Genomic DNA, 25,327 nt, shown 5'->3' on the forward strand with positions numbered 1-25,327 from the left:
GAGCCGCCTCGAAGCGGAGAAACCTAGGCTTCGAAGGAGAGCACGCCGCGCGCCTCCGGCAAGTCCGGGTCAGCGCGCCGCGTACGCCGCCTTGGGCAGGTGGTAGGCCAGGTCGGCCGCGGTCTCGACGGCCTCGTCCAGGTCGAGCCGGTGCTCCGCCACGAGTCGGGCGAGGTAGCCGGCGTCGACGCGACGTGCCAGGTCGTGCCGCGCGGGGATCGAGCAGAAGGCGCGGGTGTCGTCCACGAAGCCGGACATGTTCGAGAACCCGGCGGTCTCGGTGGCGGCCTCGCGGAACCGGCGCATCGCGTCGGGCGCGTCCAGGAACCACCAGGGCGCGCCCAGGCGCAGCGCCGGGTAGACGCCGGCCAGCGGGGCGAGCTCGCGCGAGTACACGTCCTCGTCGATGGTGAACGCGATCATCCGGAAGGTCTCCGAGTTGCCGAACGCCTCCAGCACCGGCCGCAGACCCTGCGTGAACTCGGCGGTCACGGGGATGTCGTACCCCTTGTCGGGGCCGAACGCCGCCGCGACGGCGGGGTCGTGGTCGCGTAGCACCCCGGGGTGGAACTGCATGACCAGGCCGTCCTCGGTGGCCATCCCCGCCATCTGGAACAGCATGTGGGCGGAGAACGCCGCCTCCTCGGCCGCGGAGAGCGCCGTGCCGTCCCCGGCCGGCCCGGCCGCGAGGGCCTTCTCGAACAGGGCGCGCGCCACCTCGTCGGGCAGCGGCGTGGTGTCCGCGCTGAAGTGCCCGTGGTCGGTGGCCAGGCCACCCGCGGCGACGAACGCGGCGCGGCGCTCGCGGAGCGCGGCCAGGTAGCCCGCGTACGAGTCGGTCGCGATGCCCGAGGCCTTGGCCAGCTTCTCCAGGTCGTCACGCCAGGTGGTGCGCGCGGGGTGCAGCAGCGGGTCGGGGCGGAAGGTCGGCAGCACCCGGCCGGGCAGCTCGGCGGCGAGCCGGGTGTGCTCGTCGAGCGTGCTCCAGGCCGGGTCGGTCGTGGCGATGACCTCGATGCCGAACCGGTCCAGGAGGGCGCGCGGCCGGAAGTCCGGGTCGGCGAGCCGCTCGGCGATCTGGTCGTAGACCTGATCGGCCGTCTCCGCGGACGGCCGCACCGTCACGCCGAAGATCTCGACCAGCTCGTGCTCCATCCAGTACCGCGTGGGCGTGCCGCGGAAGTGCTTCCAGCCCGCGCAGAACCGGCGGAAGATCTCGCGGGGGTCGGACTCGAACCCGGGCGCGACCGCCGGGCCGACGCCCAGCTCGGGGAGCTTGGCGCCCTGCGACACGAGCATCCGCGTCAGGTAGTGGTCGGGGACCACGAGGAGCTGGGCCGGGTCGGGGAAGGGCTCGTCGTCCGCGAAGGCGGTGACGTCCACGTGGCCGTGCATCGAGACGATCGGGAGGTGCTGGACCGCCGCGTAGATCTCGCGCGCGATCGGCCGGGTCACGGGGTCGGCGGGCAGGGCGCGGTCGGGGTGCAGCGTCCAGGTGTCGGTCACAGAGTCCTCCTGCGGGCATCGTTGCCGGTTCGGGGTAAGCGCTTCCACATCGTAGGCATTGCCAAGCCTCGACACGAACGTGAGAAGCGGAGCATTGCGAACGTTTGCAGTCAAACCCTACGATAGTGTGCAAACGTTCGCAGTGTCGCGAATCACCAGGAGGTGGCATGGTCACGGTGCACGACGTCGCGCGCGCCGCCGGGGTCTCGATCTCCACCGTGTCACGCGCGCTGACCGCCCCCGAGCGGGTGGCGGCCACGACCCGTGACCGCGTGACCCGGATCGCCGCCGAGCTCGGCTACCGCCCCAACCTCGCGGCCAGCGGCCTGCGGATGGGTCGCACGCACGCCGTCGGGCTGCTGGTCCCCGACCTGGAGAACCCGTACTTCGCGTCCGTGACCAAGAGCGTCCAGGCCAGGGCCCGCGCCGAGGGCTACGAGGTCTTCGTCGCCGACACCGACGAGGACGCCGACGTCGAGCCCGAGCTGATCGGAGCGCTCGCCGCGCGGACCGACGGCCTGCTGCTGGCCTCGCCCCGCTCGGGCGAGGCCGAGCTGCGGGCGGCGCTCGACGGGCTGACGGCGGTGCTCGCCAGCCGCGAGCTGCCGGCGGCCGCGCCCGGCACCGGCCCCGGGACCGACGGCGACACCACCGCCCCCGAGACCGTCCCGTTCGTCGCCGTGGACGACGCCGACGGCGTCGCGCAGATCATCGGCCACCTGCACGCCCTGGGGCACCGCAGGGTCGGCGTCGCGGCCGGCCCGCCGTCGTCCTGGTCCGGCCGACGACGCGTCGCGGGGCTCGCCGCCGCCGCCTCGCGGTGGGATCTCGGGCTGGTGCGGCTCGGCACCTTCCAGCCGTACTTCGCGGGCGGCACCCAGGCCGCCGACCACGCGGTGGCGAGCGGCGTCACCGCCGTCGTCGCGTTCAACGACCTCATGGCCCTCGGCATCCTGGACCGGCTGCGCCAGCGCGGCATCGACGTACCGGGCCGGATGTCGGTGGTGGGGTTCGACGACGTCCAGCTCGCCACGCTGGTCTCGCCCGCGCTGACCACCGTGCACGCCCCGCTGGCCCGCCTGGGCCGGCGCGCCGTCGACCTGCTGCTCGCGCGCCTGCGCGGCGGCACGCCGGCGAGCGTCCAGCTCCCCGTGGAGCTCACGATCCGCGGGTCCTCAGGACCCGCACCCGCCGGGACGGCCGGCTGACGTCCGACCCGGCCACAGACGCCCGGGCGACGGAGCCCGGGAGAGAGGAAGGCACCATGCGTACCTCGAAGAAGGCGGTGGCGCTCGCGGGCGTCGCCGCGCTGGCCCTGCTCACCGCGTGCGCCCCGCCCGCCCCGCCCGGGGGCGAGAGCGGCGGCGCCGTGACCGACGCGGCCGACGTCCCCGACACGCCGTCGGAGCCGGTCACCCTGAACATCCTCGACGTCGCGGGCAACCAGCGGCTCACCGAGGGCATGGTCGACGAGTTCGTCGAGAACAACCCGGACGTCATCGAGTCGGTGACGTGGGAGACAGGTGGCGCGCCCGACGTCACGGGCATCGTCAAGCCGCAGGTGGACAGCGGCAACCTGTCCATCGACGTGGTGTTCACCGGCAACGACGGGCTCGCCGCCGGCATCGGTCAGGACCTGTGGATCCCGGTCGTGGACGACTACGGCGACCGGCTGACCAACCAGGAGAACTACCTGGAGCCGGCCGCGAACATGCAGGAGCTCGCCGAGGGCTACGGAGTGGTGACCACGTACTACCCGTCCGGTCCGCTGCTGCAGTACGACCCCGAGGTGGTCGGCACGCCGCCGGCCACGCCCGAGGAGCTGCTGGAGTGGGCGGAGGCCAACCCGGGCAAGTTCGGGTACGCGCGCCCCGCGAACTCCGGTCCCGGCCGCACGTTCCTGATGGGCCTGCCCTACATCCTGGGCGACGAGGACCCGACCGACCCCGAGAACGGCTGGGACAAGACCTGGGCGTATCTCAAGGACCTCGGCCAGTACGTGGACACCTACCCGACGGGCACCGGCCAGGTCGTGACCAACATGGCCGACGGCACCTGGTCGATGATCCCGACCACCACCGGCTGGGACATCGCCCCGCGCGCCGAGGGTCAGCTCCCGGACACGCTGGAGGCCGCCGCGTTCGACGACTTCACGTGGGTCACCGACGCGCACTACGCCGCGATCCCGAAGGGCCAGAGCGCCGACAAGATCAGCGCGATCCTGCTCCTGCTGCAGGACATGCTCACCCCCGAGCAGAACGCCAAGGCGTACGACGCCGGCTACTTCTACCCGGGTCCGGCGGTCGAGGGCGCCACGCTCGACCTCGCCCCGCAGGAGTCGCAGGACGTGATCGAGGAGTTCGGCCGGCCGCTGTTCGACGAGCTCATCGAGTCGCAGGACGCCGTCGTGCCGCTCGACGCGGACTCGATGGTGACCGCGTTCGACATCTGGGACCGCGAGGTCGGCGGCGGCAAGGTGGAGGAAGAGGCCGAATGAGCGATTTCGAGTCCCTGGAGCTGCGGGGCGTCGGCCGGCGCTTCGGCGGGGTGGACGCGCTGGCCGGGCTGGACCTGACGATCAGGGCGGGCGAGTTCGTCGCGCTGCTGGGGCCGTCCGGCTGCGGCAAGTCGACGGCGCTCAACTGCCTGGCCGGCCTGCTGCCGCTGACGCACGGGGAGATCCGGCTCGACGGGAGGCGGATCGACACGCTGCCCCCTGAGCGGCGCGGGTTCGGCATGGTCTTCCAGTCCTACGCCCTGTTCCCGCACCTCAGCGTGGCCAAGAACGTCGCGTTCGGGCTGCAGATGCGGGGCGTGCCGCGGGCCGAGATCGACGCGCGGGTGAGCGCCGCGATCGACCTGGTCAAGCTCGGTGAGCACGCGAAGAAGCTGCCCGGCCAGCTCTCGGGCGGCCAGCAGCAGCGCGTGGCGATCGCCCGTGCGGTGGTGCTCGAGCCGTCGCTGGTGCTCATGGACGAGCCGCTGTCGAACCTCGACGCCAAGCTGCGCCTCGACATGCGCACCGAGATCCGGCGGCTGCACCAGTCGCTGGGACTCACCACCATCTACGTGACGCACGACCAGGAGGAGGCGCTGTCCCTGGCCGACCGCCTGGTGGTCATGCGCGAGGGCCGCGTGCAGCAGGTCGGCACGCCCGACGAGCTCTACGAGAGCCCGGCAAGCTGGTACGTCGCCGACTTCATGGGGTACCGGAACATCCTGCCCGCGACCGTCGTCTCGGCGTCCGGGGGCGAGGCCGTGGTCGAGCTGCCCCACGTGGGTTCGGCGGGCGACGGCGGGGTGCGGCTCACCGGGCGCGCCGTCGGGGGCCTGGGTGCGGGGGACCGGGTGCGGGTCGCGGTCCGGCCGGAGGACTTCACGGTGACGGGAGCCCCGCGGGCCGAGCCTGCCTCGACGAGCGGCGGGGGAACGACCAGCGATGCGGGTTCCGTCCCGGGTTCCGTCTCGGTGGTCGAGTACCACGGGCGGGAGTTCGCCGTCGGCGTCCAGGCCGGAGACACCATGCTCCACGCCCGCGCGACGACGGCGCCCGACGTCGGCGGCGCGGTCACCCTGACCGCGCCGGTCGACCGGGTGCTCGTGTTCCCCGAGTCCCTGGACGCCGTCGTCGTGCCGCAGGAGGTGGCGGCGTGAGCCGCGTCGTCGGCCGGGGAGCCACACCGTGAGCGCCGTCGGGCAACGGCCGGGCCGCGCCACCGCGAGCCTGCGGCACCGCCTGGCCGAGCGGGGAGTCGACCCGACGCTGCTCCTGCTCGTGCCCGGGCTCGTGGTCGCCGTCGCGCTGTTCGTCTACCCGTTCTCGTACGGGATCGGGCTCACCGTCCAGCCCACCGCCGCCACGCGGGAGCAGTGGGGCGGCGGCGCCCTCGCGAACTACGTGGCGTTCTTCCGCGACCCGTTCGTGTTCGACTCCGTGTGGCTCACGATGCGCCTCGCGCTGCCGGCCGCCCTGTTCAACGTGCTGGCGTCGGTGCCGGTGGCGATGGTGCTGCGGCACCGGTTCCGCGGCAAGCGGCTGCTGACGTCGCTGCTGGTGCTGCCCATCACGCTGGGCACGGTGCTCACCGCGCAGGGCCTGCTGATCTTCGCGGGGCGGCAGGGCTGGATCAACCGGGCGCTGCTGGAGATCGGCCTGATCGACGAGCCGCTCAAGCTGGTGAACAACTACCTGGGCGTCATGCTCTCGCTGATCATCACCGGCTTCCCGTTCGCGTTCCTGCTCATCTCGTCCTACCTGTCGGGCATCGACCCGTCGCTGGAGCAGGCCGCCAAGACCCTGGGCGCCGGCTGGTGGCAGCGGTTCCGGCGGATCGTGCTGCCGCTGCTCGCCCCCGGGCTGGCCACCACGTTCGTGCTGACGTTCGTGCTCGCCTTCTCGGTGTTCCCCTCGGCGCGGCTGGTCGGCGACGCCATGGGCGAGACCCGGGTCATGTCCCTCATGGCGTTCCGGGCTTTCGGCGAGCAGAACGACTACACCATGGCGTCCACCATCGCGCTGATGATGGGCGCCGTCGAGCTCGTCGTCGTCGTGGCGGTGCTGGGCCTGCGCTCGCTGCTGTACCGCGGGACCACGGGAGGGAAGGGCTGATGGCCACGTCAACGCTGGAGCGGCCGCTCGCCGCGCGGCCGTCCACCTGGTTCGTCTGGGCGGGCATGACGGCGTTCGGGGTGTTCCTGCTCGGGATCCTCGTCGCGGTGGTCGTCGACTCGTTCGGCCGGCAGTGGTTCGACACCTGGCTGCCCGACGGGTTCACCGCCGAGCGCTACGTCGAGGCCTGGGACCGGTTCGACCTGGGCGAGGTGATCGGCGTCACCGTCGGCGTCGCCGTGCTCGTCGTGGTGATCTCCGTGCTGGTGGGTGTCCCCGCCGCGTACGCGCTGGCCCGGCGGGACTTCCCCGGCAAGCGCGCCGTCATGCTGCTGTTCCTGCTGCCGGTGCTCATGCCGCCCGTCACCTACGGCATCCCGCTCGCCACCGTCATGTACTCGTTCGGGCTGGGCCGCACGCTGACCGCCGTCGTGCTGGTCAACCTCGTGCCGTCCGTCCCGTTCGTGATCCTGACGATGACGCCCTTCATCGAGCAGATCAATCCCGCCATCGAGTCGGCCGCCCGGATGTGCGGGGCCCGGACACGGCAGGTGTTCACCCGGATCCTCGCACCGCTGCTGGTGCCGGGTATCCTCGCGGCGGCCATCCTGGTGCTCGTGCGGACCGTCGGGCTCTTCGAGCTGACGTTCCTCGTCTCGGGCCCAGGTTCGGACACACTCGTCGTAGCCATCTACCGTGGCATGACGGCCGCCGGCGGTGGCGAGGCGAGGCAGCTCATCTCGGCCATGTCGGTGATCTACACCGCGACGATGCTCGCCATGCTCGTGGTGGCGCTGCGGTTCGTGAACCCGACGCAGCTCGTGGCACAAGTCAAGGAGACACGTGATGACTGAGGACCGCCTGCACCGGGACCGTATCCCGGTGGGCATCGACGCCCCTGTGATGCCGACGGCGGTGGGGATAGTCCACCTCGGCATCGGGGCGTTCCACCGCGCGCACCAGGCCGTGTACACGGAGCGCGCCGCGATCGCGACGGGCGACACCCGCTGGGGCATCCTGGGCGTCACCCAGCGCTCCGCGACGGTGCGTGACCAGCTCCGGCCGCAGGGTGGGGTGTACGCCGTGCTCACCGCGGGCGAGCAGGAGTCGTCGGTCGAGCTGATCGGCTCTGTGGTCGACGTCGCGTACCCCGCCGAGGAGACCGCGCGCGTGCTCGACACGATCGCCGCGCCGTCGACCCACGTGGTCACGCTGACGATCACCGAGAAGGGCTACGCGCGGCGGCCCGACGGCTCGCTGGACACCGAGGCGGTGGCCGCCGACCTCGCGGCGCTGGCCGCCGTGACGGAGGCCGGCGAGGACGCCGTCCGCCCGGCGGCCTCTGCCATCGGGCTGCTGGTGCGCGGGCTGGCCCAGCGTGCCGCCTCTGGCGCTCCCATTACCGTGCTGACCTGCGACAACATGGTCGACAACGGCCGCGTGCTCGAACGCCTGGTCCGGGAGGCCGTGGACGCGGCGCTGCCCGGGAGCGAGGGCGACGGACTGCGTGCGTACCTCGACGCGAGCGTCACGTTCCCGTGCTCCATGGTCGACCGGATCGTGCCGGCCACCACACCGGAGCAGCGGGACCAGGTGGAGCAGACGCTCGGCGTGCGGGACGAGGGTCTCGTGGTGGGCGAGCCGTTCGCGCAGTGGGTGATCGAGGACCGGTTCGCCGGGCCGCGCCCCGCGTGGGAGGCCGCCGGGGCCACCCTCACCAAGGACGTCGCGCCGTTCGAGCAGGCCAAGCTGCGGCTGCTCAACGGAACGCACTCGCTGGTCGCGTACTCGGGCTGGCTCGCCGGGCACTCGACGATCGCGGGCGGCGTGACCGACCCGGTGATCGCGCAGCGCGCGCGGCAGTACCTGTTCGAGGACGCACTGCCCACACTCACCCCGCCCGACGGCCTGGACCTGCAGCAGTACGGCGAGCAGATCCTGGCGCGGTTCGCCAACCCGCACACCGGGCACACCACGGCGCAGGTGGCGATGGACGGCACCCAGAAGATCCCGTTCCGCTGGGGCGGCGTGCTCGCGGACTCGCTCGCCGCCGGGCGCGAGCCGCGCGGCGTGGCGTTCGGCCTGGCCGCGTGGGCCGAGTTCGTCCGACGTCGGACGCACTCCGGCGAGGGCGTCGACGACCCGCGCGCCGCGGAGCTCGAGGCCCTGGTCGAGGCCGCCGAGGTCCCCGGCGGCATGGACGGGCTGGGCGACGTCGCCGGGCTCGCCGGTGCCGAGGAGGACCTCCGGGCCCTGCTCGCGCTCCCGGGCCTGCTGCCCGAGGACACGCCGGACACGTTCGTCGACGCGGTGGCGGCGGAGATCGGCGCGGTAGAGCGCTGACCTGCCGGGCCGGGCTTGGTTGGGCCGGGCCGGGCCTGGCCTGGCCTGGCCTGGCCTGGTTGGGCCGGGGCTGGTCAGTCGGCTGAGCCACCTCCCCTTTGAGGCCTAAGTTTCTTCGCTTTGGCGCTGTTCAAAGCGAAGAAACTTAGGCCTCAAAGGGGATCGGCGGGGGCCTTCCGACGCCGCCCCGGCGCGCGGCGTGCGGTCCGATGCCGCCCGGAAAGCCCTTTCCATTGGCGCGGGGCCCGGGTAGGGTGCCTGCCGACGGGTGCGGCGAGGTCGTGTCCGTACGGTCGGGTGATCGATCACACGCGTCGACGAGGACGGAGCAAGATGAGAGTCACGATCCTGGGCACAGGTGCCATCGCCGGAGCCCACGCACGAGCGATCGCGGACCTGCCGGCGCACGGTGTGGACGCGACCCTGGTGCACGCCGTCGACATCGACGTGGCGCGGGCCGAGGCCTTCGCGACCGAGCACGGCGTGCCCGGGCACGGCACCTCGCTGGAGGACGTGCTCGGCGAGACCGACGTGCTGCACGTCTGCACGCCGCCGGGCGTGCACGCCGACGTCGCCGTGGCCGCACTGAAGGCGGGCGTGCACGTGGTGGTCGAGAAGCCCGCCACGCTGTCGCTGGCGGAGCTCGACCGGATCGCGGAGGCCGAGGCCGCCTCGACGGCGTCGTTCACGCAGGTGGTGCAGCACCGGTTCGGGCACGGCGCGCGGCAGCTGCGCCGCCTGCTCGACGACGGAGCGCTGGGCCGCCCGCTCGTCGCCACCTGCGACACGATGTGGTTCCGCGGGCCGGCGTACTTCGAGGTGCCGTGGCGCGGCCGGTGGGACACGGAGGGCGGCGGGCCGACGATGGGCCACGGCATCCACCAGTTCGACCTGCTGCTCGCCACGCTCGGGCCGTGGTCCGAGGTGACGGCGATGGCCGGCCGCCTGGCGCGGCACGTGGACACCGAGGACGTCTCGATGGCGATCGTGCGGTTCGCCAACGGTGCGATGGCGACGATCGCCAACTCGCTGCTGTCGCCGCGCGAGACGTCCGAGCTGCGGTTCGACACGGAGGCGGCGACGGTCGAGCTGTCGCACCTGTACGGCTACTCCGACGCGGACTGGACGTTCACGCCCGCGGCGGGCCGGGACGACGTCGCGCAACTGTGGCAGGCGGACCCCGGGGCGCTGCCGTCGGGGCACCTGGCGCAGTTCGTGCCGACGTACCGGGCGTTCGCCGCGGGCGAGGCGCCGCCGGTCACCGTGGCGGACACGCGAGGCACGCTGGAGCTGGTGGCGGCGATCTACCGCTCGTCGTTCACGGGCGCGGTGGTGCGCGCCGGCGAGATCGCCCCGGGTGACCCGTTCCACGCCTCCATGCGCGGCACGGGCCCGAGCTGGCCCCCGCTGAAGTCAGTCCCCGCCTGACGGTCACGGTTGGCGCCGTCGGCGCCGGGCGGGCGTGGCCTCGCATCGCGGCACTCCGGCGCCCGGTGGGCTCGCCGCGGGCGGCGTCGAACGTAGGCATGCTCGCTCCATGAGCGCTCATACGCCGACGATCCCTACGTTCAACCGCCACCCGGCCCCGGCGTCCGCGCGGCTCCGGCGTCGAACGTAGGCATGGTCGCTTGATGAGCGCTCATGCGCCGACGATCCCTACGTTCGACCGCCCGCCGCTCGCCCGGCGTCGTCGCTGATCGCGCGTCACGTCGAGCGGCAGCGGCCTGAGCCGGCTGCTGCCGAAGACCACAACTCCGTACCCGGTCCAGTCGAACGTAGGCCTGGTCGGCTCATGACGCCTCATGAGCCGACCAGGCCTACGTTCGTCTGCCGCCGACCCGACACAGGTCGACGGGAGGTTCGTTACGAATTCCTGACCCCAGGCTCTGGACAACGCTTCCCGTAGCGGTATTGTATCGATTCAGTCGGCCGTCGAGGATGCAGCCGGCCACCAGAAGCAGATTGAGCAAGGAGGCTCACGTGGTCCGCAGAAGCACCACCACACGGACGGCCGTCGTCCAGGTCACGGCCCTCGCGGCGGCTTCGGCCCTCGCCCTCTCCGCGTGCGGGGGTGGCCAGGCCCCGTCGGCCGACGCCGCGCCCGTCGCCACCGACCGGGACATCGAGCTGTCCCTGGTCTGGTGGGGGGACGACGACCGCGCGTCCAGGTACGAGGAGGCCGTGGCGCTCTTCGAGGAACAGCACCCGAACATCGACGTCCAGACGCAGTTCCAGGCGTGGGACGACTACTGGACGGCGCGCAGCACCGAGGCCGCGGGCCAGACCCTGCCGGACGTGTTCCAGATGGACCTCGCCTACATCCACCAGTACGCGTCGAACAACCAGCTGCTGGACCTGTCCGACCAGCTCGGCGTGAACCTGAACACCGACGACTTCGACCAGACGGTCCTCGCCTCGGGCTCGGTCAACGACGGCCAGTACGGCATCCCGACCAGCACCAACACGCTCGGCATGATGCACCACGACGACCTGCTCGACGAGCTCGGCATGGAGCCGCCGCAGGAGGGCCTGACCTGGGACGAGTACGACGCCTGGCTGCGCGAGGTCAGCGCCGCCGGTGCCGACCACGACCCGCAGATCTACGGCGGCACCGACTACACCGGCACGCTGTGGCTGTTCATCCAGTGGCTGGTCCAGCAGGGCAAGACGGCATTCGCGGACGACGGCTCGCCGGCCTTCGAGAAGGCCGACCTGGTCGCGTGGGCCGAGCGCACCCAGCCGCTGCGTGACGACGGCGTGTTCTTCCCCGTCGAGCGCGCCAAGCAGGTCGAGCCCCTCACCGGCATGCAGGTGGGCCAGGCCGCGACCGAGATGACCTGGGACAACATGATGGCCGGCTACTCGGCCGGCGCGGGCTCCGAGAACCTCGACCTGCTGCCGGTGCCGACGGGCCCCGACGGTTCCGCGCAGTTCTGGAAGCCGTCGATGCTGCTGTCGTCGTCCGCCACGACGCAGGAGCCGGACGCTGCCGCGGCACTCATCGACTTCCTGGTGAACGACCCCGGGGTCGGCAAGATCTTCGGCACCTCGAAGGGTGTCCCGGCGGTCGCGGCGCAGCGGGACGCGATGGAGGTCGACGAGGGCTCGATCGACGACAAGATCGTCGGCTACGAGGAGCACGTCGCCGAGCTCGTCACGGAGGACACCCCGCTGCCCGTCGAGGGCTACGGCGTGGTCGAGGCCGAGTTCAAGCGCCTGGGCGAGGAGCTGTCCTACGGCAACATCACGCCGGAGGAGTTCGCTGACCAGTGGTTCCGGAGCGCTGAATCGAACCTCGGCGGGGCGTGACCATGTCCGCGACCACTACCGAGCGCGGTCGGGCGGCCGGGCGCGGCGGCGTGCGGGGGACGGCGACGTCGTCCCCCGCACGGGGCGGCGGCAAGCCGCAGCGCGATCGCGCCGACGTCAAGGCCGGGTACGCGTTCCTCTCGCCGTGGCTCCTGGGGTTCGTGCTGCTGACGGCCGGCCCCATGCTGATGTCGCTGTACCTCGCGTTCACCGACTACAACCTGTTCCGGGCCCCGCAGTTCGTCGGCATCGACAACTTCACGGCCCTGTTCGCCGACCCGCGGTTCCTCAAGTCCGCCCAGGTGACGGCCGTCTACGTGCTGGTCGGCGTGCCGGTCAAGCTCGCCGCCGCCCTCGCGGTCGCGCTGCTGCTGAACGCCAAGCACCGGGGCCAGGGCGCGTACCGCTCGATGTTCTACGCGCCGTCGCTCATCGGGGCCAGCGTCTCCGTGGCGATCGTGTGGCGCGCCATGTTCATCGACGACGGCATCGCCGACCAGGTCCAGCAGTTCTTCGGCCTCCCGGCCGGAGGCTGGGTGGGCGACCCGAGCATGACCATGCCGATGATGATCCTGCTGGCCGTCTGGCAGTTCGGCGCCCCCATGGTGATCTTCCTGGCCGGCCTCAAGCAGATCCCGGCCGAGCTGCACGAGGCAGCCGCCGTCGACGGCGCCGGACCGATCCGCCGGTTCGTCTCCGTGACGCTGCCGATGCTCTCGCCCGTGCTGTTCTTCAACCTGCTGCTCGAGACGATCGGCGCGTTCCAGGTGTTCAGCTCGGCATTCATCATCTCGGGCGGCACGGGTGGCCCGGCCGACTCGACCCTCTTCTACACGTTCTACCTCTACCTCAAGGGCTTCACGGAGTTCCGCATGGGGTACGCCTCGGCCATGGCGTGGGTGCTCGTGCTCGTGGTCGGCATCATCACTGCCGTCCTGTTCCGCACCTCGCGTGCCTGGGTCCACTACACGGGAGACGTGCGATGACGACAGCGACCACGACCGCCCCGCGCACCACCGTGAGCACCACCACGAGCGCGACGGCGACCCGGCGCAAGCGCGTGCGGTCCGTCGTCTTCCACGTGCTCGTGATCGCCGTCGCCGTGGTGATCCTGTACCCCGGCGTGTGGATGGTGATGAGCTCGTTCAAGCCGAGCGGCGACATCGTCGGCAACGTGAACCTGTGGCCCGAGACCTGGACGCTGGACAACTACGCGTCGGCGTTCGCCGGCATCGGTGGCGTCTCGTTCTGGACGTTCGTGCTCAACTCGCTGATCCTCGCGGTCGGCTCGGTCGTGGGCATCGTCCTGTCGGCCACAGTCTCGGCCTACGCGTTCGCGCGGATCAACTTTCCCGGCCGAGGCGTGTACTTCGCGGTGATGATCGGCACGATGCTGCTGCCGTTCCACGTGGTCATCATCCCGCAGTACATCCTGTTCAACTCCATGGGCCTGGTGAACACGTTCCTGCCCCTGCTGGCACCCAAGTTCCTGGCCACCGAGGCGTTCTTCGTCTTCCTCATGGTGCAGTTCCTCCGCGGGCTGCCGCGGGAGCTCGACGAGGCCGCGCGGATCGACGGCTGCGGGCACTGGGGCATCTTCCGCCTCGTGCTTCTCCCGCTCATGCGGCCCGCGGTGATCACGAGCTCGATCTTCGCGTTCATCTGGTCGTGGAACGACTTCCTCGGGCCGCTGCTCTACCTCAAGCGTCCCGACACGTACCCGCTGCCCATCGCGCTGCGGCTCTACGTGGACCAGACGTCGGTGTCCGACTACGGCGCTCAGATGGCCATGGCTGTCCTCGCCCTGGTGCCCGTGCTGCTGTTCTTCGTGGTGTTCCAGCGCTACCTGGTGGACGGCGTCGCCACGCAGGGTCTGAAGGGCTGATCACCGTGGACGCCCAGGAGCAGACCGAGGAGACCACGGCGCCGTCGGGCCGCGGACGGCGCACGGCCGGGGAGGGCTGGTTCCCCCTGCTGGGGGAGACCCTGCTGACCGGGCTGCTCGTGCTCGCCGGCAGCCTGCCCGTCGTGACCGCCCCGGCGGCGCTCGCCGCCGGGGCCGCGCACCTGCGCCGGCACCTCGGCGGGTACGACACCTCGGTCCGCTCGTTCTGGCGGGACTGGCTGGCGGCCGTGCGCGGCCTCTGGCTGCTGGGCGTCCTCGCCCTCCTCGCCGCGGTGGCCGTGACGGTCAACACCGGGCTGACGGCGTCGGGCGCGCTGCCCGGCTCCTCGGCCGTCCGGTGGGTCACGTGGGCGGCCGCGGCCTGCGCCGCGGTGGTGCTCGTGCGGACGACGACGGCGTGGTCGGACGACGACGTGGCGGCCGGTGCCGGTGCGGCCCCGGCGGGCGCGGACGGCGTCGGCGGTGGGGGGCTGGATGACGGCGGGGCCGGTGCTCCCGGCGTCCGGCAGCTGCTGTCCCGCGGGGCCGCCCGCGCCCGCGACGACCTCACCGGGTCGGCGCTGCTGCTCGCGGCGCTGGTGATGTGCGTGGTGCTCGTCTGGATGCTGACGCCGCTCGTCGTGGTGACGGGTGGCCTGCTCGCCCTGGCGGCGGTCGCCGTCGAGACCCGGCGCGTGCGGCGCCCGGTCGACTGAAAGTGCGCCTCTACCCAGTCATCGCGCCCGGGAACACCCGTGTTTTCGGGCGCGATGACTGAGTAGAAGCGCACATCTTCGTGTGATCTGAGAGTTCAGAGAGGAATTCCATCCATGATCCCGAGAACCATCCGGACCGGCGCCGTGCTGGCGACGGCCCTGAGCCTGGGGCTGAGCGGGGTGGGCGCCGCGGCGTTCGCCGCGACCGTCCCGACCACCGCCCCGGCCACGGCTGAGCCCACTCCCCAGGGCGACGAGACCGCCCGAGGCGGGCGACCGACGTCGGGCGCCAAGACCACCGAGAGGCTGGGCCGCGGGCTGGTGGCCGCCGCGACCAGCGAGGGCGTGTTCCTGAGCTGGCGGCTGCTCGCGCCCGAGGTCACCGGGCACACCGACGCCGGGCTGGAGGGCCCGGGCTTCGCGGTGTACCGCGACGGGCGGCGCGTCGCCACGGTCACGGGCGCGACCAACTACCTCGACGCCGCGGGCACGGCCGACGCCCGGTACCGCGTGGTGCCGCTGAGCGGACCGAACAAGGGCCGGTCGGCGTCGGCCGACGTGTGGGGCGACGGGCACCTGGACATCCCGCTGAACAAGCCGGCCGACGGTGTCACGCCCGCCGGCGAGGCCTACACGTACCGCGCGAACGACGCCTCCGTGGCGGACCTCGACGGCGACGGCGACTACGAGGTCGTCGTGAAGTGGGACCCGTCCAACTCCAAGGACGTGTCCCAGGTCGGCTACACGGGCAACGTCTACCTCGACGCCTACGAGCTCGACGGCACGCAGCTCTGGCGCATCGACATGGGCGTCAACATCCGCGCGGGCGCGCACTACACGCAGTTCCCCGTCTACGACTACGACGGCGACGGCCGCGCCGAGCTGATGGTCAAGACCGCCCCCGGCACCCGCGTCACCACCTATCGCGACGGCAAGCCCGCCAGGCAGAGCTACGTGCCGATCGCCAAGGACGACCGCGCGGCCGGCGTGCGCGACACGGACGACTACCGGATGTCGGCCGGGGACTACTACGAGCACCTCGTGGAGACGTTCCGCGGCTGGTCGTCGCGCCCCGAGGTGACCGGCGGGCAGTGGCCCGCCACGCTCGAGGAGGCGTGGGGCATCGAGTCCCGCTGGACCTACCCGCTGTCCGACGCCGACGCGCGCGCCGCCGTCGACCACTTCATCGACGTGTACGCGCCCGCGCGCTCGACGCGCAACCAGCTCCGGCTGTTCGAGGGCTTCGTGATCAGTGGCCCGGAGTACCTCACCGTCTTCGACGGGCTCAGCGGCCGCCCGCTGGAGACGGTCGACTACGAGCCGGGGCGCACCGACGACGGCCTGCTCTGGGGCGACTACGCGATGGCGCGCATCGAGCCCGGCAACCGGGTGGACCGATTCCTGTCCGGCGTCGCGTACCTGTCCGAGGGCCGGCCGAGCGCGATCTTCGCGCGCGGCTACTACACGCGCTCGACGATCGCCGCGTACGACTGGAACGGCAAGAAGCTGACCCGGCGCTGGCTCGCGGACTCGGGCTGGACGCCCATGTCCAACCCGTTCAACGACAGCCCGCACGGCGTGCCCGGCACCTCGCCCGAGTGGGGCAGCATCACCACGCAGGGCTTCCACTCGCTGTCGGCGGCCGACGTCGACGGCGACGGCAAGCAGGAGATCGTCTACGGCTCCGCGACGCTCGACGACGACGGCTCGCTGCTGTACTCGTCGTTCGACACGCTGCCCGAGGGGTCGGCGAACCCGGGGGCGAACGCGGGCCTGGGGCACGGCGACGCCATGCACGTGACCGACATCGACCCGGACCGCCCGGGCCTGGAGATCTGGACCGCGCACGAGGGCGGCACCTGGGCGCCGTACGGCTCGGCCATGCGTGACGCCGCGACCGGCGAGGTGCTGTTCGGCCAGTACTCGGGGCGCGACACGGGCCGCTCGATGATCGGTGACGTGCTGCCCGACGTGCCGGGCATCGAGGTGTGGGCGTCCATGCCGGACGGCACCCTCGGGTCGGGCACGCTGAGCGCCACGGGCGAGCAGGTGGCGACGTCGACCATGGGTACCAACCAGTCCGTGCGGTGGGCCGGCGACGGCACCACGCAGGTCGTCGACGGCGCGGACCCGGCGACGCCGACGATCAAGGACTGGGCGCGCGGCACCGTCGCGACGCTGGACGGGACGCTGACCAACAACGGCACCAAGGGCAACCCGTCGCTGGTGGCCGACGTGCTCGGCGACTGGCGCGAGGAGGTGCTGGTGCGCACCACCGACTCGACCGCCCTGCGGGTGTTCACCACGACCGAGCCGAGCGACATCGCGCTGTACACGCTCATGCAGGACCCGCAGTACCGGGTCGAGGTGGCGCGTCAGCAGACCACCTACAACCAGCCGTCGTACCCGAGCTTCTACCTGGCCTCGGACACGGACTGGTCGAGGGTGCCGGTGCCCGGCCGGCGCTGACCTCTGGCGCCTGGCTAACTGAGTTCGGTCGGTTGCCTTGAGACCGGTCGGTCAACCGACCGGTCTCAAGGCAACCGACCGAACTCGCTGCAGGTGGGGGCCTCCTACCAAGGGGCTCACCCGGAGGGCGGAGTGCCTGGTCAGATGTCCTTCTTGCGGGGGATCCATCCGTTTCCGGCCCCCAGCAGACTGGCGGGGTGCCGAGACGAAGGAGCATCCCCATGAATGCACACCGCCGAGTCAGAGCAGCCCTGGGCGTGGTGGTGGCCGGCGCGCTGCCGCTCACCGGAGCGGGGGCGATCGCGCAGGCCGCGCCGTCGGACGCCCCGGTGAGCGCCGCGCCGTCGCCCGTGGCGGCGGTCGACGACCCGATGGCGCTGGCGCAGAAGGTGCTGGAGGCAGCCGAGCAGGCCGCCGGCCCCTCGGCCGGTGTCCGGAAGGCGCCCAGCACCGATGTCCGCCGCGAGCTCGACGAGGCCGTCGCCGGCCTGGTGGACGACGGCGCGGTCGCCGTCACCGCGCGCGTCGAGACGCCGGACCTCACCTGGGCGGGCGCCGGCGGCGTCCGCGAGCTGGACGGGCACGCCCGCGCCCGCACGGGCGACCAGTTCCGGGTCGCGAGCAACACCAAGCCGATGATCGCCACCCTCGTGATGCAGGAGATCGAGAAGGGCACCTGGACGCTGGACACCAGCGTCGAGGACGTGCTGCCCGGCGCCCTGCCGCGCGACGTGACGATCGAGCAGCTGCTGAGCCACACCTCGGGCGCCCCGACGGCGTCGGAGTACCTGATCCTCGACAAGATGCAGGACCCGGCCGACATCGACGAGTACTTCGAGGTGCTGGGCGACCACTACTCCGAGGGTGACCACGTGCGGGCCGCGCACACCGCGCCCTGGATGCTCGAGCCGGGCACGGGCTTCTCCTACTCCAACGCCGGGTTCGTGACGCTCGGCATGATGCTGGAGAAGGTGAACAAGACCGACCTGGACGACCTGCTCGAGGAGCGCGTCTTCGAGCCGGCCGGGATGCGGTCGAGCGACTACCCGGACAGCCCCCGGAAGCGCGGGCCGTTCCTGCACGACGCCGCGTACACGGGCGCCGACGGCGCGGGCTGGTACTCGATCCGGCACTTCGACCCGACGCTGTTCCGCGCGGCGGGCGCCGTGACGAGCACGACCAGGGACCTCGCGGCGTTCAACGAGGCCCTGGTCACCGGCAAGCTGGTCGGCCCGGAGACCGTGACCGACATGCTCACGCCGCGCAGCGCCGAGATGGCCGAGTACGGCCTGGGCACCTACCGCCTGCCCGACCCGTGCGTGCCGGGTGAGTACTTCTACGGGCACGACGGCGCGAGCTTCGGCACCCTGAGCGTCAACTTCACGTCGCTCGACGGCGAGCGGCAGATCGCGCTCGGCGTGACCGGGCGCAACGTCACGCTGGACCAGGACGCGCTGTACGACTTCAACGACATGCTGGTCCCGATGCTCGAGGCGACCTGCTGAGACCCACCCCGCCGCGATAGAACCAGGGCGAGCCAGGACCCCGCACGTGCGGGGGTCCTGGCTCGCCGGCGTTCCTTCTCCCCTGGTCCTACTTCGGCGGGGTGGAGGTGCTGGACGCCCGTACCACCAGCGTGGGCTGGAACATCACGTGCTCGGCGGTCGCGTCCGGCCCGTTCAGCAGCAGGTCCGCGGCGCGGGCGCCGAGCTCGTGCGTCGGCTGCCGCACGGACGTCAGGGGCGTGGACAGCTCGGCGGCGAACGTCACGTCGTCGTACCCCACGACCGCCACCTCGGCCGGGACCGCGATGTTCTCGGTGCGGAGCGTACGCAGCACGCCCAGCGCCACCAGGTCGTTGACGCAGAACACGGCGGTGGGCCGGTCGCCCTGCTCCAGCAGCCCGCGGACCGCGGCCTCCCCGCCGTCGGCGTTGAGGCTGGGCACCGTCACCTCGACGAGCGCGGTCGCCGGGTCCAGCCCGGCAGCGACCAGCTCCTTGACGACGCCCTCGTGCCGGTCGGCGCACTGCCGGATCGTGTGCGGGCCGTTCAGGAACGCGATGCGCGTGTGTCCCTCGTCGAGCAGGTGCCGCGCGGCGAGCTCGCCGCCGCGCACGTCGTCGACGGCCACGGACGAGATGCTCGGGTCGGACGACGGCCGGTCCAGCAGCACCACGCCGGTGCCCCGCCGGCGGACGGCGAGGAGGTGCTCGATGTCGTCGGTGGCCGGCACGACCATCACGCCCTGTACCCCGTGCTCCTCGAACAGGCGCAGGTAGCGCTGCTCGCGGTCGGGGTCGTCGTCGGACGAGGCGACCATCAGCGTGAAGTCGTCACGGTCCAGGCGCTCCTCGATGCCGCGCGCCAGATCGGTGAAGAACGGGTTGGCGATGTCCAGCACGATCGCGCCGACCGTGGTGATGGTCCCCGCGCGGAGCTGCCGGGCCGAGCCGTTGCGGACGAAGCTCAGCTCGTCGATCGCGGCCTCGACCCGCTCGCGGGTCCCGGGCAGCACACGCTCGGGACGGTTGAGCACGTTGGACACCGTGCCGACGGAGACGCCCGCGGCACGGGCGACGTCGGCGATGGATGCTCGGCGGTGAGCAGCCGGCTGGGTCATGGAGCGCCTCCTTGCTTCGGGCTACATTATGAACCGTTTCAGGGCGGAGGTCGCCCTCCACGGGGAATGAACCGGAGGACCGGACATGTCGAGCAACACCGCTGGTGCACGCGTCTGTTTCACGTCCAGGGTGCGGGCGGACCGGCTCGACGAGTACCGGGCGGCGCACGCCGCCGTCTGGCCCGAGATGCTGGAGGCCCTGCGCGACACCGGCTGGCGCGACTACCACCTGTTCCTGCGCGACGACGGGCTGCTCGTCGGGTTCCTCGAGACCGACGACTACGCTGCGGCCCAGCGCGGGATGGCCGCGACCGAGGTCAACGCCCGCTGGCAGGCCGCGATGTCCGGCTTCTTCGTCGACGAGGGCAACCCGGACGACGGGTTCGTGCTGCTGGACGAGGTGTTCCACTTGGAGTCCCAGCTCGCGGCCCTGCCGGAGGCGGCTCCGTCCGAGGACCACTGACCCGCTGACGGCAGTCGCGGGCCCCGCCCGTCGCGGGCCCACCCCGCCGTCGTCGACCCGCCGTCGTCGACCCGGTCTCGTCTCTTTCCTTTGAGGCCTAAGTTTCTTCGCTTTGGATTAGTCCAAAGCGAAGAAACTTAGGCCTCAAAGGAAAGGGCGACAGCGGAAACCGGACCGGGGGAGCAGAGCCCCTAGTTGACGCCGCCCTCGCGCTCGCTCAGGGCGTCGATGTCCGAGATCCCGCCGCGCTGCCCGACCAGCCGGTTGGTGATCCACGTCAGCAGCCACAGCACGAGGCCGATCCCCAGGAGCCACCCGGCGATCGTGTAGGTCAGCGGGTCGCGCCCCGTCCACGGGCCCACGAAGAACGCGCAGGCGAGGGCGCCGATGATCGGGAGCACCGTCGGCGCCACGAAGTGCCGGCGGTCGATCGGGTCCCGGCGCAGCACCAGCACGCAGACGTTGACGATGGCGAACACGCCCAGGAGCAGCAGCGCAGTCGTGTCACCGAGCGCGGCGACGACGTCGTTGTCCGGGTCCCGGCTGACGAAGTAGATCAGCCCGAACGAGATGACCGTGGTCACCAGGATGGCCACCCACGGCGTCTGGCGCCGGACGCCCACCCGTCCCAGCACGCCGGGCAGCACGTTCTGCTTGGCCATGCCGTACAGCAGCCGGCTCGCCATCAGCATGTTGATCAGCGCCGAGTTGGCCACCGCGAACATCGAGATGAACGGCAGGATGTCGCCCGCCGGGATGCCGGGCGCCGCGGTCTCGACCACGGTCACCAGCGGTGTGTCGCTCTCGGCCAGCACGCCGACCGGCACGATCGCCACGGCGAACAGCGAGACGAGCACGTAGATGATTCCGGTGATGCCGATGCCGGCGATCATCATCTTGGGGAAGTTCCGGACGGGGTCGTGCGTCTCCTCCGCCATGTTCACCGAGTCCTCGAACCCGACCATGGCGAAGAAGGCCAGGGCGGTCGCCGCCGTGACGGCGAAGAAGGCGCCCTTGTCGTTGGGGTCCTCGAACACGATGGTCCGGGAGAAGTCGACCTGGCCGGCGAACGCGGCGTAGAAGCCGATCAGGATCACGAGCAGCAGGCCGGACAGCTCGACGAGCGTCAGGAAGATGTTCGCCTTGACGCTCTCGCCGACGCCGCGCAGGTTCACCGCGGCGACGACGCCCATGAACACCAGGGCGATGGTGATGATCAGCGCCGCGTTGGACTCGTCCAGCCCGAAGCCCACCGCGAGGTTGGAGGCGAACGCCCGGGAGGCGGTCGACGCAGAGGTGATACCGGAGCACATGACGGTGTAGCAGACCATGAACGTCAGCAGGTGCACGCCGAACGCCTTGTGCGTGTAGAGCGCGGCGCCCGCGGCGCGGGGGTACTTGGTCACCAGCTCCAGGTACGAGAAGGCGGTGACCAGCGCGATGGCGAACGCGACGACGAACGGCGCCCAGGCCGCACCGCCGACCTGCGCGGCGACCTTGCCGGTCAGCGCGTAGATGCCGGTGCCCAGGATGTCGCCCACGATGAACAGCAGGAGGAGCTTGGGTCCCATGACCCGCTTGAGCTCGGTGGGTTCCTCACCGAGGACCGCGTTCTCCTCGGCAGTTGGCTGGCTCATTCCTCGCCTCCGATCTGAGGCGACACGCCCTCGGGCCACCTCCGTGCGCTGCGGGCAGGTTCACCCCTGATCGGTAAAGAGTTCCGTAAAGGACACATCTCGGCAACGGACGCGCCGGAAGTTCTTGACGCTCTGACCTGGCAGGTCTATCTTCCGAAGTATCTGTTTGAACGATTCAAACGGGTGATTCAGGTCAATGCCGACCGCCCGCAGAGCTCGACGGAGAGACATGCAGAACGCCGCACCGACGCTGCGCCTGGAAGGGGTCGCCAAGTCCTTCGGACCCGTGGCCGCGCTCCGCTCCGGCACCCTGGTCGTACAGCCCGGCACCATCCACGCGCTCGTGGGGGAGAACGGCGCGGGCAAGTCGACGCTGGTCAAGATCGTGGGCGGCGTGCACCGCCGCGACGCCGGCGTGGTCGAGCTCGACGGCGAGCCCGTCGACTTCAGCGGCCCTGCCGAGGCCAAGGCGGCCGGGGTCGCCGTCATCCACCAGGAGCCCGCGAGCTTTCCCGACCTGACGGTCGCCGAGAACATCTACCTGGGCCGGGAGCCGCTCGGCCGGTTCCGCCGCATCGACCGCCGCGCCATGCGGGCCGGGACCCGGCAGCTCTTCCGCGACCTCGGCGTCGACCTCGACCCGGACCGCCCGGCCGAGGGGCTGTCCATCGCGGACCAGCAGATCGTCGAGATCGCCAAGGCGATCTCCCTGGACGCCCGGCTGCTCGTCATGGACGAGCCGACGGCGGCGCTCAGCGCCGTCGAGGTGCGCCGGCTCTTCGCGGTCGCCCGTGGCCTGCGCGACGCCGGCCACGCCGTCGTCTTCATCTCGCACCGCCTCGACGAGGTCGCCGAGCTCTGCGACACCGTCACCGTGATGCGCGACGGCGAGCACGTGTCCACCGACCCGGTCGCCGACGTGACGGCCGGCGACCTGGTGCGGCGCATGGTCGGCCGCGCCGTCGCCGACCTCTACCCCAAGGTGTCGAGCACCCCCGGCGAGGTGGTGCTCCGGGTCGAAGGCCTGCAGTCCACCGGCACGTTCCACGACGTGTCCTTCGACGTGCGCGCGGGCGAGATCGTCGGCCTGGCAGGCCTCGTCGGGGCGGGGCGCAGCGAGATCGCCCGCGCCGTGTTCGGCGTCGACCGGTACGACGCCGGCCGCGTCGTCGTCGGCGGGCGGGCCCTGCGCCCGGGCGACCCGACCGCGGCCATCGCCGCGGGCCTCGCCCTCGTCCCCGAGGACCGGCGGCTGGAGGGCCTGGTCACCGAGTCGTCGGTGGCCCGCAACGTCTCGGCCGTCTCCCGACGGCGCCTCGCGCGCCTTGGCATCCTGCTGCCCGACGCCGAGGCGCGGCTCGCGCGCGACTGGTCCGGCCGGCTGGCGGTGAAGGCCGGCGCGCTGGACGCGGTGGCCACGACCATGAGCGGCGGCAACCAGCAGAAGGTCGTCCTCGCCAAGTGGCTGGCCACGGGCCCCAAGGTCCTGATCGTCGACGAGCCCACGCGCGGCATCGACGTCGGCACCAAGGCGGAGGTGCACCGGCTGCTGTCCACGCTGGCCGCCGAGGGACTTGCCGTGCTCATGATCTCGTCCGAGCTGCCGGAGGTGCTGGGCATGGCCGACCGCGTGCTCGTGGTCCGCGAAGGGCGGATCGCCGCCGAGCTGAGCCGGGCGGAGGCGACCCCCGAGGTCGTGATGCGTGCCGCGACGCCGGGCGCGTCCGCCGGGCAGGAGGGCGCGGCATGAGCGCCCTGCTGCGCCGCCGCGAGGCCGGTATCGCCCTCGCCCTTCTCGTCGTGATCGGCGTGACCACGGCCATCCAGCCCGGCTTCCTGCTCAGCTCCGGCGGCTTCCGCGACCTGCTGCTCACGCCCGCCATCCTCGTGGTGCTCGCCGTGGGCCAGGCGGTCGTGGTCATCACCCGCAACGTCGACCTGTCCGTGGGCTCCGTGCTGGGCCTGACCGCGTACCTCACCGGCCGCCTGTTCATCGAGGCGCCCGACCTGCCGATCGTCGTGGTGGCGCTCGTCGCCGTCGCGGCAGGGGCCGTGCTCGGCCTGGTCAACGGGTCGATCGTGGCGTTCGCCCGCGTGCCGGCGCTCGTTATCACGCTCGGCACGCTGTACGTCTACCGTGGCATCGCGCTGACCTGGGCCGGCAGCGACCGGATCGACGCCGGGGACATGCCCCGGTCGTTCCTCGCGCTGGGCACCCAGCAGGTGCTGGGCATTCCCGTGCTGACGATCGTCGCCGCCGTCGTGCTCGCCGTCGTCGCCTACTACATGTACACCGCGCGCGGCGGCCGGCAGCTCTACGCGATCGGGTCCGACCCCGACGCCGCCGAGCTGCAGGGCCTGCCCGTGCGCCGCCGGCTGCTCGGGGCGTTCGCCCTGGGCGGCGCGCTCGCCGGGCTGGCCGGCGTCATGTTCGCCGCCCGGTACGGCACCGTGTCGTCCGGCGCCGGGCTCGGCATCGAGCTCCAGGTCGTGGGCGCCGTCGTGGTGGGCGGCGTCGCGATCTTCGGCGGCAGCGGCACCGTCGCGGGTGCCGCGCTCGGCGCGATGCTGCTGCTGACCATCAACCGCGCCCTGCCGGTGGTGGGCATCCCCGACTTCTGGCAGCGCGCCGTGGTCGGCGCGCTCATCATCGGCGCCATCGCGCTGGACCGCGTGCTCGCCCGGCGGCGGTCGCACCGCCTCGCGGCCGAACGCGACACCGACCAACCCGGCGAAGGCGGACCAGCCGACCGCGAGGAGGCGAACCGATGAGGACCCACGCCCGTCCCTGGTGGCAGCGCGCGCTGCTCACCCGCGAGATGCTGACCGTGCTGATCCTGGTCGCTGCCTGGGTGGTCGCCTCCGCGACCGTGCAGGGCTTCGACGGCCCGCTCACCATCACCTACCTGGTGCTCGACGTCGCCCCCGTGCTGCTCATCGCGCTGCCCATGACGCTGATCATCGCCACCGGCGAGATCGACCTGTCGGTCGCGTCCGTGGTGGGGCTGTCCAGCGTCACCTTCGGCCTGCTGCACCAGGCCGGTGCCGACCTGTGGCTCGCGCTGCCGGCCTCCGTGCTGCTCGGCGCGGTGTGCGGTGCGCTCAACGGGGCGCTCGTCGCCTACGGCGGCCTGCCGTCGCTCGCGGTCACCATCGGCTCCCTCGCCCTCTACCGCGGCCTCGCCGTCGGGCTGCTGGGCACCACCGCCGTCACCGACTTCCCCGAGAGCTGGACCGACGGCGCCACCGAGAAGCTGGGGGAGTCGCCCTGGCCGGCGATCACGCTCGGGCTGGTCCTCCTGATCGCCGTCTTCGCCGTGCTGCTGCACGCCACACCGTTCGGCCGGAACGTGCTCGACATCGGCCGCAGCAGCGAGGCCGCCCGGTTCTCCGGCGTCGACGTCAAGCGCACCCTGCTCATCCTGTTCGTGCTGTCCGGGGCGGTCTCGGCGCTCGCGGGCGTCTACTACACGCTCCGCTACGGCAGCGCCCGGGGCGACAACGCGACCGGCCTGGAGCTGCAGGTCGTCGCGGCGGTGCTGCTGGGCGGGGTATCGATCTTCGGCGGCCGCGGCGCCATGCACGGGGTGGTCGCGGGCGTGCTGCTGATCGGCGTGCTCGGCAGTGCCCTGCGGCTGGAGGGCGTCACCGTCAACGTCATCAACATCGTGATCGGCACGGCGCTCGTCGTGTCGGTGGTCGCCCCGCGCATCGCGGGGGGCCTCAGGGTCCGACGGCGCTCGTCCGCCGGGCACGGAAGCTAGGGAG

20 protein-coding genes are annotated in these 25,327 nt (G+C 71.9%); 17 read left to right on the forward strand and 3 right to left on the reverse strand.

What is annotated here, in order from left to right; genetic code table 11:
* Nucleotides 1-69: 69 nt before the first annotated feature.
* Nucleotides 70-1,506: a glucuronate isomerase gene (gene uxaC, locus ACH47X_RS16080; RefSeq protein ID WP_397405587.1), complete on the reverse strand. Its 1,437-nt coding sequence runs from the start codon at nt 1,504-1,506 to the stop codon at nt 70-72.
* Between the two features lie 167 nt (nt 1,507-1,673).
* Here uxaC and ACH47X_RS16085 point away from each other — a divergent pair, with 167 nt between their 5' ends.
* The 13 genes from ACH47X_RS16085 (at nt 1,674) to ACH47X_RS16145 (ending at nt 18,342) form a co-directional block, all read left to right on the forward strand.
* Nucleotides 1,674-2,714: a LacI family DNA-binding transcriptional regulator gene (locus tag ACH47X_RS16085; protein ID WP_397405588.1), complete on the forward strand. Its 1,041-nt coding sequence runs from the start codon at nt 1,674-1,676 to the stop codon at nt 2,712-2,714.
* Between the two features lie 56 nt (nt 2,715-2,770).
* Complete coding sequence (locus ACH47X_RS16090) at nt 2,771-4,003, forward strand: extracellular solute-binding protein (RefSeq protein ID WP_397405589.1); 1,233 nt, start codon at nt 2,771-2,773, stop codon at nt 4,001-4,003.
* Nucleotides 4,000-5,160 carry an ABC transporter ATP-binding protein gene (locus tag ACH47X_RS16095; protein WP_397405590.1) on the forward strand — a complete coding sequence of 387 codons (1,161 nt, stop codon included), beginning with the start codon at nt 4,000-4,002 and terminating at the stop codon, nt 5,158-5,160. The genes ACH47X_RS16090 and ACH47X_RS16095 overlap by 4 nt, the downstream gene beginning before the upstream one ends.
* A gap of 28 nt (nt 5,161-5,188) precedes the next feature.
* A complete protein-coding gene (locus tag ACH47X_RS16100; RefSeq protein ID WP_397405591.1) occupies nt 5,189-6,115 on the forward strand; it encodes an ABC transporter permease in 927 nt (308 codons plus the stop codon).
* Nucleotides 6,115-6,969: an ABC transporter permease gene (locus ACH47X_RS16105; RefSeq protein ID WP_397405592.1), complete on the forward strand. Its 855-nt coding sequence runs from the start codon at nt 6,115-6,117 to the stop codon at nt 6,967-6,969. The genes ACH47X_RS16100 and ACH47X_RS16105 overlap by 1 nt, the downstream gene beginning before the upstream one ends.
* Nucleotides 6,962-8,458: a mannitol dehydrogenase family protein gene (locus tag ACH47X_RS16110; protein WP_397405593.1), complete on the forward strand. Its 1,497-nt coding sequence runs from the start codon at nt 6,962-6,964 to the stop codon at nt 8,456-8,458. The genes ACH47X_RS16105 and ACH47X_RS16110 overlap by 8 nt, the downstream gene beginning before the upstream one ends.
* A 333-nt stretch (nt 8,459-8,791) precedes the next feature.
* Nucleotides 8,792-9,886: a Gfo/Idh/MocA family protein gene (locus ACH47X_RS16115; protein WP_397405594.1), complete on the forward strand. Its 1,095-nt coding sequence runs from the start codon at nt 8,792-8,794 to the stop codon at nt 9,884-9,886.
* A 552-nt stretch (nt 9,887-10,438) separates the two neighbouring features.
* Nucleotides 10,439-11,767, forward strand: a complete 1,329-nt coding sequence (locus ACH47X_RS16120; RefSeq protein WP_397405595.1) for an ABC transporter substrate-binding protein — start codon at nt 10,439-10,441, stop codon at nt 11,765-11,767.
* Between the two features lie 2 nt (nt 11,768-11,769).
* Nucleotides 11,770-12,753, forward strand: coding sequence for a carbohydrate ABC transporter permease (locus ACH47X_RS16125; protein WP_397405596.1), 984 nt, complete (start codon nt 11,770-11,772; stop codon nt 12,751-12,753).
* Nucleotides 12,750-13,652: a carbohydrate ABC transporter permease gene (locus tag ACH47X_RS16130; protein WP_142032449.1), complete on the forward strand. Its 903-nt coding sequence runs from the start codon at nt 12,750-12,752 to the stop codon at nt 13,650-13,652. The genes ACH47X_RS16125 and ACH47X_RS16130 overlap by 4 nt, the downstream gene beginning before the upstream one ends.
* A 5-nt stretch (nt 13,653-13,657) precedes the next feature.
* Complete coding sequence (locus ACH47X_RS16135; RefSeq protein WP_397405597.1) at nt 13,658-14,368, forward strand: Poxvirus protein I5; 711 nt, start codon at nt 13,658-13,660, stop codon at nt 14,366-14,368.
* Nucleotides 14,369-14,482: 114 nt separating this feature from the next.
* Nucleotides 14,483-16,837, forward strand: a complete 2,355-nt coding sequence (locus tag ACH47X_RS16140; RefSeq protein ID WP_397405598.1) for a rhamnogalacturonan lyase — start codon at nt 14,483-14,485, stop codon at nt 16,835-16,837.
* A 221-nt stretch (nt 16,838-17,058) separates the two neighbouring features.
* On the forward strand, nt 17,059-18,342 hold the full coding sequence (locus ACH47X_RS16145) for a serine hydrolase domain-containing protein (protein WP_397405599.1): 1,284 nt from the start codon (nt 17,059-17,061) through the stop codon (nt 18,340-18,342).
* Between the two features lie 88 nt (nt 18,343-18,430).
* Here the strand turns inward: ACH47X_RS16145 and ACH47X_RS16150 are convergent, their stop codons facing one another.
* Nucleotides 18,431-19,459, reverse strand: coding sequence for a LacI family DNA-binding transcriptional regulator (locus tag ACH47X_RS16150; RefSeq protein WP_397405600.1), 1,029 nt, complete (start codon nt 19,457-19,459; stop codon nt 18,431-18,433).
* An 85-nt stretch (nt 19,460-19,544) separates the two neighbouring features.
* On the opposite strand from ACH47X_RS16150, the gene ACH47X_RS16155 reads away from it, so the two are divergent.
* On the forward strand, nt 19,545-19,922 hold the full coding sequence (locus ACH47X_RS16155) for an L-rhamnose mutarotase (RefSeq protein WP_036965698.1): 378 nt from the start codon (nt 19,545-19,547) through the stop codon (nt 19,920-19,922).
* A 191-nt stretch (nt 19,923-20,113) separates the two neighbouring features.
* On the opposite strand, the gene ACH47X_RS16160 is transcribed toward ACH47X_RS16155, so the two are convergent.
* Entirely contained in the window at nt 20,114-21,559 is a 1,446-nt protein-coding gene (locus ACH47X_RS16160) for an APC family permease (RefSeq protein ID WP_397405601.1), read from the reverse strand.
* Nucleotides 21,560-21,788: 229 nt separating this feature from the next.
* Between ACH47X_RS16160 and ACH47X_RS16165 the strand changes: the two genes are divergently transcribed.
* Genes ACH47X_RS16165 through ACH47X_RS16175 form a run of 3 tightly spaced genes read left to right on the forward strand, consistent with a single transcriptional unit; the run spans nt 21,789 to nt 25,323 of the window.
* A complete protein-coding gene (locus tag ACH47X_RS16165; RefSeq protein WP_397405602.1) occupies nt 21,789-23,309 on the forward strand; it encodes a sugar ABC transporter ATP-binding protein in 1,521 nt (506 codons plus the stop codon).
* Nucleotides 23,306-24,331 (forward strand): ABC transporter permease, encoded by a 1,026-nt coding sequence (locus ACH47X_RS16170; protein ID WP_142032461.1) that lies wholly within the window; start codon nt 23,306-23,308, stop codon nt 24,329-24,331. The genes ACH47X_RS16165 and ACH47X_RS16170 overlap by 4 nt, the downstream gene beginning before the upstream one ends.
* Nucleotides 24,328-25,323, forward strand: coding sequence for an ABC transporter permease (locus tag ACH47X_RS16175; RefSeq protein ID WP_397405603.1), 996 nt, complete (start codon nt 24,328-24,330; stop codon nt 25,321-25,323). Before ACH47X_RS16170 ends, ACH47X_RS16175 begins: the two co-directional genes overlap by 4 nt.
* Nucleotides 25,324-25,327: the final 4 nt, after the last annotated feature.

The sequence above is a fragment of the Promicromonospora kroppenstedtii genome (assembly GCF_044389675.1).
In the GTDB taxonomy this organism is placed as follows: Bacteria; Actinomycetota; Actinomycetes; order Actinomycetales; family Cellulomonadaceae; genus Promicromonospora; species Promicromonospora kroppenstedtii.